Origin of the sequence: Polycladidibacter stylochi, assembly GCF_001562055.1 — a bacterium.
Classification (GTDB): domain Bacteria; phylum Pseudomonadota; class Alphaproteobacteria; order Rhizobiales; family Stappiaceae; genus Pseudovibrio; species Pseudovibrio stylochi.
Map to the genome: position 1 here is coordinate 137,978 of NZ_LLWE01000005.1, position 12,429 is coordinate 150,406.

A 12,429-nucleotide genomic window follows, 5' to 3' on the forward strand; every position below is an offset into this window, starting at 1 on the left:
GAGCGCCGTACCATTTCAAAGTCGAGCGCAACATACTGGTAGCTTATTACGCTGTCAAGGTTAGAGCATTTATACGTAAGTAATTGAATTATAAGTATTAATCGAAATTTCCAACAGACTTAATCCATATGTCTGAGACTATACACATTTTTCTAGGTGAAATTACGAGGTTTCTAGGAACTGTTCTGCTGTCTGTAGATCCACGGAAACAAGCTGTGAAACCCCTCGCTCAGCCATTGTAACACCAAAGAGGCGATTCATACGCGCCATAGTTATGGGGTTATGGGTAATAACCGTAAAGCGGGTGTGGGTATTTGCGGCCATTTCTTCCAAAAGAGCGCAGTATCTCTCAACATTTGCATCATCTAACGGCGCGTCAACCTCATCCAAGACACAGATGGGTGCAGGGTTGGTCAGGAACACGGCAAAGATGAGTGCCATAGCCGTTAACGCTTGTTCGCCCCCTGATAACAAGGTCATGGTTTGCGGTTTTTTACCCGGTGGCCTTGCAAAAATTTCCAGCCCCGCGTCTAGCGGGTCCTCTGAATCCACAAGTTTTAATTCTGCCGTCCCACCGCCAAAAAGATGGGTAAAGAGTCTTTGAAAGTGTGCATCAACGCTGTTGAAAGAATTTAATAAGCGCTCACGGGCCTCTTTATTGAGATTCGCGATTCCCACTCGCAGCTTTTTTATTGCCTCGATAAGGTCGTCACGCTCTCCTGTCAGGGTTTCCAGTTGTAAATTGACCTCGGCCATTTCTGTTTCAGCACGCAAATTTACTCCACCCAACCGCTCGCGCTCGTTTTTATATCGTTCCAAGCGCTTCTCGATACCTGTTACATCAGGTAGTGGCGCACCTTCTTTCAACCCCGCTAACTGGAACAACTGGCCAACACCAACCTCAAGCGTTTCTGTGATGCGCTCTTCCGTCTCGACGCGGCGTTGACGGGCGGCGGTCAATCGTTCTTCGGCGCGAATTTTTCGCTCGCGGGCACCAGATAAACCTTCCAGCGCCTCTTTTGCCTTGCGGTCGGCCTCGTGCTGGCGACGCTCGCCTTCACTCAGCGCGGTTTCTGCCAAGCGTTTTTTTTCTTCCGCCTCAGCCACGGCCGATAATAGTGAATGGCGCTTTAATTCAATTTCTTCCGGTGCCTCAAGAAGCATTTCGCGTTCTTCTTGCGCTTCTTGTATACGAACCTCAATGGTTTTGACCTGCTTACCGGCGTTTTGCGTACGTTGCAGCCAGCTTTGGCGCTCTGTTTTTATGGCCTGCTGACGGCGCTGGCGCATGTGCGCTTCATTTTGCAAGTTATCCACCTGCAATCTGGCTGCTGACGCATTTGCTCTGGCAAGAGCTAGTTCTTGTGCAGTTTGTGCAAGAGTTGCCTCCAACTCCTCGGTTGGCGGTAACTCCTCCAAGGCCATATGCAGCTCTTCCAGGTGCTCTTCAGCCTCTGTGCGATCTTCGCCAGCACGTCTTACCTGCTCTTCAAGTGTATTCTTTTTCACAGATAATGCCGTTAAGGCACGCTCTGTTGCTGCCAGCTCTTCTTGCAACTGAACAATTCGCCCTTGGTGCAAGCGCAGCTTTTGCCGTGCAGCCTGCTCATTTTCCTGTGCGGTTTGGCAGGCCGTTACGGCTGCCTCGTGGTGCTCGCTTGCCACTTCCAATGTGGTTTCGAGCGCTTCATAGCTGGCCTCAAGCTCGGCCAAACGGTTGCGTTGTGCCAAGCGCTGTGCAGCTGCGGTTGGCGCATCGGCCTTTATATGCAGTCCATCCCATCGCCACATCTGGCCATCTTTGGCAACGAGACGCTGGCCTGCGGCCAAACTTGTGGCCAAGACCGCACCTTGATCGCTTTCGACCAAACCGATTTGCGCCAAGCGGCGGGCCATTTGCGGTGGGGCTTTAACGAACTGGCTAAGAGCCGTTGCCTTTGCAGGTAAAGGCGCGTCCTTACCTGCTGGAAAAATAACCTGATGAGCTGGCCAGCTTACCGGCGCTTCGACATCGGGAGAGGCTTCCAGATCATCACCCAACACAGCGCCGAGAGCAGTTTCCAACCCGGCTTCAACACTCATATCATCCAGTATAGGACGATAGGCACCATTTGAACTGTGACTTAGTATTTTCCGAAGGGTATCGGCTTCGGTTTGCGCTTGTGACAATGCGGCCTTGGCGACCTGCACCGGTTCGCGGGCTTCTTCTTGAGTTTGGCGGGCCTCAGCAACCGCTGTTTCGTGGGTGAGAACTTCCTCTTCCAGATAGGCCAGCTCTTCTTGCGCCATCTCCAACTCTTCGCGCTTGGCACTGGGGCCATGCGCTCGCTCGATTTCATCAACAATAGCAGCGAGTGTGCCGCTCAGGGCCTTTTCTTGATCATTGTAGCGTGTGATACGCTCGCGCTGCTGACCGACTTGCTGCATGAGCTGTTGGCGTTTGGCGACCATTTGCGCATTTTGTCGATTGAGATCGTTTTGCTTGGCCTCCGCCAACTCCACTTGCTGGCTGGCATCCAAAAGGCTTTGAGATGCCGCTTGCTCTTGTTCACCCATTGATGCTTGTTGCGCTTCAAGCTCTGCCTGCTCTTGTTCCAATGCCTCCAGATAATCGCTATTTTCTTCAAGGAGTGTCTGCTCGCGCTCCATATCGTCTTGCAATTGTTGCAAACGACGGGCGATATCGGCCAAACGCTCGCGCACGCGGCGGTCTTCGGCATCTAACTCGTTGCGCGCGATGACCAAATGCTGAAGGGCAGCACCTGCTGAAGCTGCTTCATCACGCAGTTTGGGCAATTCGTGGGCCATAATCGCCTGCTCTTTAGCAGTTACGGCCTGCAAACCACTGACATTATTCAGCGCTGCTTCGGCTTCGGCGAATAGCTTGCGGGCTTCATCTAATGAGCTATTGGTCTCACTCCAACGCAAATATAAAAGCGTGGCTTCTGTTTGGCGGATGTCAGAGGATAAGTTGCGATAGCGGGTGGCTTGACGGGCCTGTCGCTTGAGACCTTCGAGCTGGCCATCCAACTGGACCAGCACATCTTCCAGTCGCTCCAGATTGCTCTCGGCAGCGCGTAGGCGAATTTCAGCCTCATTACGTCGACTATGCAGGCCGGAAATACCCGCAGCTTCCTCAAGGATTTTACGCCGGGCGGTAGGTTTGGCCGCAATCAACTCGCCAATTTGCCCTTGCCGTACCATTGAGGGCGAGCGTGCCCCTGTCGAGGCATCGGCAAAAAGCAACTGCACATCACGGGCGCGAACATCTTTACCGTTGATTTTGTAGGCGGAACCGGCCTCGCGCTCAATACGACGGGAAATCTCTATCTGGTCGCTATCGTTATAACCGGTGGGGGCATCGCGCTCTTCGTTATCGAGAAAAACAGTGACTTCAGCCGAATTGCGTGCCGGTCGATTGAGAGAGCCGGAGAAAATGACATCATCCATCCCTGAAGCACGCATGTTTTTATAGGAGTTCTCTCCCATCACCCAGCGCAGGGCTTCGACAAGATTGGATTTACCACAACCATTTGGACCGACCACGCCGGTCAGTCCATCGTCCATCACAAATTCCATAGGTTCAACAAAAGACTTGAACCCAACAACTCTCAAGCGCTGAAACTTCATTGGCAAGCCTCCAGCGCCTGATTTGATAGCCTATATTTTTTCAGCATTTGGCAATAAGCGTGTATTGACCCAAACAGCTGTTGCTGTGGGCCCCAAGAATTACAGGTTCTTGTCGATATACTCGCTAATTTGATCAATCGAGAGCGCTCCGCTCACCTTTTCGCCATTAATAAAAAATGTCGGCGTTGAATTAACACCTAATACCTTTGAAGCATGTTCGCGGGTTGCGGTCAGTCCGTCGAGTATCTTCTGATTCGTCAAGCAGCTTTCGACTTCTTTTTCCGATAAACCGATTTGTTTACCCATCTTTAAAAGCGCACCATATGGATTATCGGTAAATGCCCAGTTGCGTTGCTCGTGGAACATGGTGCCTAGTACTGTCAATTGCTTTTCCGGCGCTGAACAACGTACAAGCATGGAACCCGCCGCTGCAACTGTGTCTAACGGAAACTCGCGGAAGATAAAATGGACTTTGCCTGTATCGATATATTTTTCTTTTAGCTTAGCGTAAGTTGTGTTGTGGAACGTGGCACAATGGGAACACGTTAATGAAGCATATTCAACGATCGTTACCGGCGCATTTTTCTCGCCTAGCGCCATGTCACCCAACGGGCTTGGCTGCATCAGCTCTTCTTTTGTTGCAGCTTGGGCTATGGATGTAAATGGCAGCGCAAGGCACAGTCCTGCAGCAAGAACCAATGCTGAAGAACGATTTACGAAAGATCTACGCGTTAAGGTCACGTGCTTTTTCCCAGTATTCGAGTTGCTTTAATATGTGTATGCCAGTGAAGACACTTACACGTCAACTCCAACGAAAATGAGGAGGAAACAAGGCCAGGCGCAAAATATGCTGTGTAAAGCGTTCAAGTTGCGATCACACTTAGGTGATGTTTATTCCCAGCCCCCCCAAAAAAGGCATGGTGCAAAGAAACGCGTATGGAGCACATGCCTGTTTACTTCGTTTTGGGTCTGCTTGCCGTCTCTGGCTGAAAGGCACAGCCTGCTACAGCATCCTTGTTATTTTTTTAGCTCCGCCTCGATGATTTTTACGATTTGATCTGCTTTCAGCGCACCAACATATTTCTTGCCATTAATGAAAAAGGTTGGTGTTGCGCTGACTTCGAACTGCTCATAGGCTCTATCGCGCACTTGTTGGAGCCCATCCAAGATTTCCTGGTTGGTAATTGCCGCCTCCACTTGTGTTTTATTCATGCCCACTTGCTGACCCATTGTAAGAAGCGCGTTATACGGATTGTGGGTGTAGGCCCACTCTCGTTGATGGGCGAACATCATTTCAATGTAGTCACGATATTGTTCGGGCGGTAAAGCGCGTCCAATCATATAGGCAGCACTGGCGACAGCATCCAAGGGAAACTCACGGGTGATGTAATTCACCTTGCCGGTTTTGATGTAGTTTTCTTCAATAAGCGGGAACACCTCACGCGAGAAGAAAGCGCAATGCCCACAAGTAAGTGACGAATACTCTATTATTGTAATGGGGGCATTGGCTGAACCTTGCTGGGCTTCTGGCAGACTACCTGCCTTCAACAGCTCTTGTTGGGAAACTGTTTGCGCATTAGCCAAAGATAGAGCGAGAAAAAAAATAGCGATTGGCAGGGGAATTTTCTTTGCGAGAATTGTTAAAAAGTTACTCCAATTAAACACGGGTACCTCCTGGCAGTGACGCAAGCTCAATAAATTCTTGGAATATGCAGTTGGCGGCATTATCGATACTTCACATGTGAAATGCCTTGATGCTTACCAGTTTATCAGCTGCCAGTTTATAAATAAGTGTGACAAGGGCGCACGAGTGCTTTTTGTCGCGCCCCTAAAACTACGGGGCTGATACGCAATTGATAGAATGCCATTTATTTGCTGGCTAAATTATTGTTCGGAACTCAGTTTTTGTACATAAGTTTGCCTTAATTGCCTTTATGTTGCGATGAAATGCCGATAATGCAATGCCTTGAGACCTTGTTAGAAATGTGGACTATTAGAATGCTGCGAAACTTTAGTGCTCTGTTGTTAGTGGGCGTGATTTCGGCTTGCCAAGCACACCGAGCTGGCGAATATGAAGCTGAACAGGAACAAACCCATAGCCGCCAAGAGACTACGCAGCACGCGACCCTTCGTGAAGAGCAGGATATGCTCTCGCTCGCTGAAACGAACAGTATTGTCGATGTCAAAGCACTGACACGCAGAGCATGGCATGTGAGTGCAGGCGATGCGAGCGGTAGCTGTGCCGTGACATTCTCCCCTCGCCTGTTGTCACGCGATGACACTGCAAAACAGTCAAATACGCAAAATGCTCCCTTGAGCGATGAGGCAGAAAAACAAGAGAAAAAGCAGGTTAAAACCCTTAGAACCAAACCCCAGTCTCAGACGCAGCCTCAGCCTCAGAGCACTAATGCTGTTGCAGCTCTTGAGACAGCTGTTGAACATTTGCGAATTGGCGTACTGGACATGAGGGGATGCAAATCCAAGCAAATTAACGATTTAGCTGGATGGATGGTCAGCGGTGATAAAATTGAGCTGGTTGATCGTGAGCGCAAGGTACAAGCACATGTGCTGATGGAACGGCCTGATTTGTTACTGGGCTATACCAATAGTGGCGTTGATTTGATTTTAAGTCACGAGTAAATGCTATCACGCAAAATCATTGTGCGTTTAGAGAAGCTCACAATGGTTTTGGCTATACCTGCTATCTTTAGATATTACCAGATTTAGCAAGTATGGCTTTGCCCAGTTTTTCCAGTGCCGTGCGAAGACGGTCATCTTCGACATGGGAGACTTTACGCTTCACACGTTCCCGCTCGGCCTCTGATAAATCGCGTAGTTTTTGTGGCTCTTTAACTGGCGTTGGCGGTATATGCTTTTGAATGACTTTGATACGGCCTACGGCATTCCAGCCAAAGAAAACGTTGATGCGTTCACGAACCTGAGGGATTTCATGGGTGAAGAACAAAGCTGTCGGACCGTCGCAGTGCACCAGCAGTGTTGCCGGTTCAGCCTGTTGTTCGGCTTCATCGCTCTTTTGGCGTGGCCAAATGAGTTGCACCGGCTGCACTTTACCCATATAACGCTGACCCACGAGCTCGGGCCACGCTGCCAAGAGGTCAACGGTGGCAAAGCCCCTTTTGCGGGCAGCGGGGGAAATGGTTTTTCCTACAAGCTCGTTTAATTGGTGGCTTGTTTGCATTCCCTCATGAGATCTGGCAGCTGTCTTCATATTTGTTTACCACAACACGGAAATGCGGCACCTCTATGACCTTACGTTTCTATTAGTTCTAAATGAGCCCCTACTTCAGCGGTATCATGAATTACCTAGAATACCTCAACAATTTGGGGGCTAATCTAGATTGGCCCAAATAACAGTATGCAAGATAATAGTCGTTTACTTTATTGGTATGACAGAAATGCACGTGATCTGCCATGGCGAATTCTGCCTAAAGATAAACTTTCTGGTGTAAAACCGAATCCCTACCATGTCTGGCTTTCGGAAATAATGCTGCAGCAAACAACTGTGGCAACCGTTAAGAGCTACTATAAAACCTTCATCAACCGCTGGCCTACACTGCAAGATTTGGCGGCAGCCGACGAAGAAGAGCTCCTAAAAGCTTGGGCCGGACTTGGGTACTACTCCAGAGCGCGGAATCTACATAGATGTGCCAGGGAAGTTACTTTGCAGCACAATGGCAGGTTGCCAAATGATGAGCAGCGACTGTTAAAACTACCGGGTATTGGCCCCTATACAGCAGCTGCAATTACAGCTATTGCGTTTGACGCACATGCAGCAGTTGTTGATGGTAATGTAGAGCGAGTGGTGAGCCGTTATTTTGGTATCGAGGAAGCGTTACCTGCCTCTAAACCATTGATAAAAAAGCATATGCATGCACTCACACCTCAAGATCGCCCTGGGGATTTTGCGCAGGCGATGATGGATTTAGGTGCAACAATTTGCAGCCCGCGCAAGCCTGAATGCACAAAATGCCCTTGGCAAAAAAGCTGTAAAGGCTACTTGAAGGGCATTGCTGAAACACTGCCACGCAAGGCTGCGAAACAAGCAAAACCCGTTCGCTTTGGCGTGGCATTTATTGTTAAATCCGGTGATGGCTCGGTGCTTTTGCGCAAGCGTGGCGATCAAGGTTTGCTCGCTGGAATGAGTGAACCGCTTACCAGCGAATGGTGTGCGGTGGGCTTTGATCGTAAGCTTATACCAAGCAGCGAGATGATTAATGCGCATCACATAAGCATTGTGAATACGTTACCTAAGATGCTCCAAAATGAGCTCGCAGAACCTCTCAAAAATATTGTGGATAAAAATTCTAATAGCGCGATTTGGGAAAAAGTTAATCATAGTTTCACACATTTCCACTGCGTGGTTTTTGTGGGAGCGGTTTGTATTTCGCACAAATTTCCATTGCCCGACGGGTACTGGTGGTCTGCACCCACACAAGTTGATGGTGAAGCTTTGCCTACAATCATGAAAAAGATTGCATCAGCAGGCAGCACTGTTTTGAGCGGCGATACTCGCATTTAAAGCCTGCCATCCAGATGAACCACTGGGGATTAACCACTGGGGATTAACCACTGGGGATTAACCAGGTGGCAGGCTTTTCACTTATGAGAACTTATAGCTCATCGAAGCTTTTATATTACGACCTTTTCCCGACCATCCGCTAAAATAGGAGGGGCGCCACAATTACTGAGCATTTTTTTACCGCTGTTATTGGTCTAAATTCCAATTTTGACCATATGTGCTGTTGCTGAATAACAAGTGGAGTTAGCTTCTTTGATCGCACCTTCTTTATCAAGAAGGAATTCAGCTTTAAGTGAAATTGAGTGCTTGAGTGCTGGGTCGGAATCTGTTTGCTGGCATAGAATTTGATACTCGGTCTCATCTTCAACTTTTGCCAGGTCCTTTTCAAAATAGGCTGTTATTTCCAACTCACCACTATCATTTCTGGAAAAGGCAATCTCAATATCATTTGAAGGTGCGAAACAGATTTTTTGGCCAATTAGCTCGGCGAAAACACCCTGATGACATAACGTAAAAACAGATGCCTGTTCTTCAACAGATAGCTTGTTGAAAAATTCATCCCTACTGGTGACCGTCTCCCCATCAAAACTGAATGCATTCAGACCAAAACGGGGCAGATCTGCATTAAATTGATTGGGAAATGCATTTTTCAGACCTTTTTCAGTCAATGAAGCCATATCGCTTTTCGTCTTGCTTATTTCTTCGCTAAAAGCAGACTTTATTTCATTTGTGTATTTTTCATCTGTTTCCAAGTTCAATTCGAGCAGAACATTACCTTGGTCGGATATCCTGTAGGATTTGCTTAATGCATCTTCATGAACTGTAAAGTTATTACGTATTCCCCCTGTCGCAATTTCAGAGAGCTGCATGAAGGCATCGACTTTTCGGCTGGTTTGTGAACGTGGCGAAACCATATCAAACACCAGTTTCTTGGCCTCTGCCCGATCCGTACCACAAAACCAGTCAACCATTTTATCCCAAAGACGAGAGGCGCTAGAGCCCACATGATCCCTGTCTGTGGACTTTGCAATATTGCGAATATCCGAAGTGTTGATTTCAGTATTGAAGCGGGAGCCAGTGATTGAAATTGATGAGACCATAGCATTGCTTTCTTTGTTTTGCCCAAGTGTCAGACGCCCCCTCAAAATCAATTTATAAAGCCAATAGTTCTTCTGTTTTGAGGAGCAGGTGATATTGAGCTTAAACTAACGCTGCGTATTGATTGTTTCTTTCAACACACAAACACATAAAGGCCGGTATGGATGCACCGGCCTTTTTAAGATCATATTGTATGCGTAATTACTGGAAAGCGGTTTCGGCAAAAGAGCGCAATTTGCGAGAGTGCAGACGCTCGCTTGGCATTTGCCGCAGAATCTGCATGGTTTTTATGCCGATTTCCAAATGCTGTGCCACTTGGCGGCGATAAAAATCGGTCGCCATGCCGGGAAGCTTTAGCTCTCCATGCAATGGTTTATCGGAAACACAAAGCAACGTGCCATAAGGAACACGGAAGCGGAAACCGTTTGCCGCAATGGTGGCGGATTCCATATCCAAAGCAATAGCGCGAGACTGTGAGAAGCGCTGCACCGGTTCGCGGTGGTCGCGCAGCTCCCAATTGCGATTATCGATTGAAGCCACTGTGCCGGTACGCATGACGCTTTTTAGCTCATAGCCTTTGTAGCCTGTTGTTTCGGCCACGGCTTGCTCTAATGCCACTTGCACTTCAGCGAGTGGAGGAATAGGCACCCATGTGGGTAAATCGGCGTCCAACACCTTATCTTCACGCACATAACCATGTGCCAACACATAATCACCCAGTTGCTGGCTGTTGCGCAGCCCAGCGCAGTGCCCCAACATCAACCAAGCGTGCGGCCTTAACACCGCAACGTGATCGGTGATGGTTTTGGCATTAGATGGCCCAACCCCGATATTGACCATGGTGATGCCTGTATTATCCTCGCGTACCAAGTGGTAGGCGGGCATTTGCGGCAAACGATCGAGGGCCACACCTTCTGATGGCTGGCTCTCGCCGGCACGGGTGATAACATTTCCCGGTTCAACAAAAGCCTTGTACCCACTATTCGGGTCTGCCAGCAGCTCCTTTGCCTTTTGAGCAAAGCCATCAATATAAAACTGATAGTTGGTAAACAGGACAAAGTGCTGGAAGTGCTTTGGTGCTGTGGCAGTATAGTGCTGCAGGCGATGCAAGGAATAGTCAATTCGTGGCGCCGTAAATGGAGCTAATGGCTGCGGCCCATCGCCAGCTTCATAAATACCGTTGGCAATCGCATCATCCATCACTGCCAGATCGGGAACATCGAAGACATCGCGCAAGGGGCGGTCCGCGCTGGAGGGAAGCGCACCTTCCACATTCGCACCATCATAAAAGGCAAAGTGCAGTGGTATGGGTATTGTGCTTTCGCCAATCACAACGGGCTGTTCGTGATTGCGCAGGAGCTGCTCCAACTGTTCGATCAAATATTCGCGAAATAAATCCGGTCTTGTGATGGTGGTTGAATAGTGACCCGGACCTGCGACAAAACCATAGGACAAGCGGCTATCAGTGCGGCCGTGGCTGTCGCATTCCAAAGTGATTTGCGGATAAAAGGCGCGTACTTTACTTGATGGCCAATTGCCATTCACGGCATCACGAAATGCGTGGCGTAAAAATTTGGTATTACGATTGAAAATTTCGATGAGGAAGTCTACGGCGGCCTCTGCCTGCGTAAAAGCGCGGGAGGCGACGGGCTCCGGCATTATAACAGCGTTTTGAGCTGTGCGTACGTCGCTATCGGATATAGTCGACACGTGTGATTTCTCCTTCTTCGTGTCGTGATATGTGTGCCGGAACTGTGCGGCTAGGTCAAGTGACAAGTTAATGATAGGGTGAAATATATTTTTATTGATGAATATTATTTCATTCCGTTAGCTTGTCAGTAAACTGTTATCAAATTTTCATTGGGACGACATTTTCAAGAGCTATCAAAACAGAAAACTTGAGGATCGTTTATATGAATAATTTCAAATTATTAGCTGTTATTGCAGCATCATTGCTGTCGACTTTGCCCAGCCTTGCTGCCGAGATTGGGCCACGACCAGCTTTTTTAGTGGACCTGATGGCCGAGGGGCCGCTTAAAGAGAAGCTGACAGCTTGTATTGGTAAGCCTGTTCGTAAAACAGACTTTTCTATTGGGCACCGCGGTGCTGCCATGCAGTTTCCCGAACACACCAAGCAGTCTTATGAAGCGGCCGCGTTGATGGGTGCCGGAATTTTGGAATGTGATGTAACCTTCACCAAGGATCACGAGCTGGTTTGTCGGCATGCACAAAACGATTTGCACACCACAACCAACATTTTAGCGAGCTCACTTGCCAATAAATGCCACAAGCCTTTCCAAGCTGCACAAGGTGACAAAAAGGCCAGTGCCGAATGCCGTAGCGCTGAGTTAACGCTTGAAGAGTTTATGAGCTTGCGCGGTAAAATGGATGCGGCCAATAAAAAGGCGCAGAATGTAGCAGACTATATGAATGGCACCGCACACTGGCGCACAGATTTGTATGCCAATGCTGCGGGCCAATTGATGACACACAAACAAAGCATTGAACTCTTTAAAAAACTCGGTGTGAAATTTACGCCTGAGTTGAAAAAGCCAAGTGTTGCCATGCCACACAATGGTATGAGCCAAGCGGACTACGCGCAAAAAATGATTGATGAGTACAAGGCGGCAGGTGTTGCCCCTGAAGATGTATTTGCTCAATCATTCCAACTTGAAGATGTTTTGTACTGGATTAAAAACGAACCCGAGTTTGGCAAGCAAGCAGTTTATCTGGATGGTCGCTACAATGTGGACGGCTTTGACCCAATGAAACCGGAGAGCTTTTCGCCCAGTATGCAAGAGCTGAAGGATATGGGCGTGAACTACATTGCACCGCCTATGTGGATGCTGGTAGGCCTGCAAGACGGCGAGATCGTTGCAAGCCCTTATGCCAAAGCTGCCAATGCCGCAGGTTTAAAGCTGATTACATGGACCTTAGAGCGCTCTGGCAATATGGAGAATGGCGGCGGCTGGTATTATCAATCAGTCAAACCCACAATAAATTCACAGGGTAAGACTTATGAATTGCTCAATGTTTTGGCGCAGGATGTCGGCGTTGTGGGCGTTTTCTCGGACTGGCCAGCAACAACTTCGTTCTATGCCAGCTGTATGGGTATGAAATAAAATCTATGCGGTTTACCAGAGCTTCAGGCAATCCAATAG

General features: G+C 48.5%; 9 protein-coding genes. 3 read left to right on the top strand and 6 right to left on the bottom strand.

Annotated elements, in window-relative coordinates; all coding sequences use genetic code 11:
- Positions 1-162: 162 nt before the first annotated feature.
- The 3 genes from smc to AYK67_RS00710 form a co-directional block, all read right to left on the bottom strand.
- Entirely contained in the window at positions 163-3,630 is a 3,468-nt protein-coding gene (smc, locus tag AYK67_RS00700) for a chromosome segregation protein SMC (protein WP_068080853.1), read from the bottom strand.
- Between the two features lie 99 nt (positions 3,631-3,729).
- A complete protein-coding gene (locus tag AYK67_RS00705; protein ID WP_068080855.1) occupies positions 3,730-4,371 on the bottom strand; it encodes a DsbA family protein in 642 nt (213 codons plus the stop codon).
- A 276-nt stretch (positions 4,372-4,647) separates the two neighbouring features.
- Positions 4,648-5,295, bottom strand: coding sequence for a DsbA family protein (locus tag AYK67_RS00710; RefSeq protein WP_206597480.1), 648 nt, complete (start codon positions 5,293-5,295; stop codon positions 4,648-4,650).
- 333 nt (positions 5,296-5,628) lie between these two features.
- On the opposite strand from AYK67_RS00710, the gene AYK67_RS00715 reads away from it, so the two are divergent.
- Positions 5,629-6,270: a hypothetical protein gene (locus tag AYK67_RS00715; RefSeq protein WP_068080858.1), complete on the top strand. Its 642-nt coding sequence runs from the start codon at positions 5,629-5,631 to the stop codon at positions 6,268-6,270.
- 67 nt (positions 6,271-6,337) lie between these two features.
- Here AYK67_RS00715 and AYK67_RS00720 read toward each other — a convergent pair whose 3' ends face one another.
- The gene (locus AYK67_RS00720) at positions 6,338-6,859 is read right to left on the bottom strand and encodes a DUF721 domain-containing protein (RefSeq protein ID WP_082735552.1); all 522 of its coding nucleotides are present in this window, start codon (positions 6,857-6,859) and stop codon (positions 6,338-6,340) included.
- Between the two features lie 147 nt (positions 6,860-7,006).
- Between AYK67_RS00720 and mutY the strand changes: the two genes are divergently transcribed.
- The gene (mutY, locus tag AYK67_RS00725; RefSeq protein WP_068080865.1) at positions 7,007-8,170 is read left to right on the top strand and encodes an A/G-specific adenine glycosylase; all 1,164 of its coding nucleotides are present in this window, start codon (positions 7,007-7,009) and stop codon (positions 8,168-8,170) included.
- A gap of 194 nt (positions 8,171-8,364) precedes the next feature.
- On the opposite strand, the gene AYK67_RS00730 is transcribed toward mutY, so the two are convergent.
- Together AYK67_RS00730 and AYK67_RS00735 are read right to left on the bottom strand one after the other, a co-directional pair.
- Entirely contained in the window at positions 8,365-9,270 is a 906-nt protein-coding gene (locus AYK67_RS00730; RefSeq protein WP_068080867.1) for a hypothetical protein, read from the bottom strand.
- A gap of 199 nt (positions 9,271-9,469) precedes the next feature.
- Positions 9,470-10,927, bottom strand: a complete 1,458-nt coding sequence (locus tag AYK67_RS00735) for an AMP nucleosidase (protein WP_068081291.1) — start codon at positions 10,925-10,927, stop codon at positions 9,470-9,472.
- 254 nt (positions 10,928-11,181) lie between these two features.
- Between AYK67_RS00735 and AYK67_RS00740 the strand changes: the two genes are divergently transcribed.
- Positions 11,182-12,390: a glycerophosphodiester phosphodiesterase family protein gene (locus AYK67_RS00740; protein ID WP_068080870.1), complete on the top strand. Its 1,209-nt coding sequence runs from the start codon at positions 11,182-11,184 to the stop codon at positions 12,388-12,390.
- The last annotated feature ends 39 nt before the right edge of the window (positions 12,391-12,429 follow it).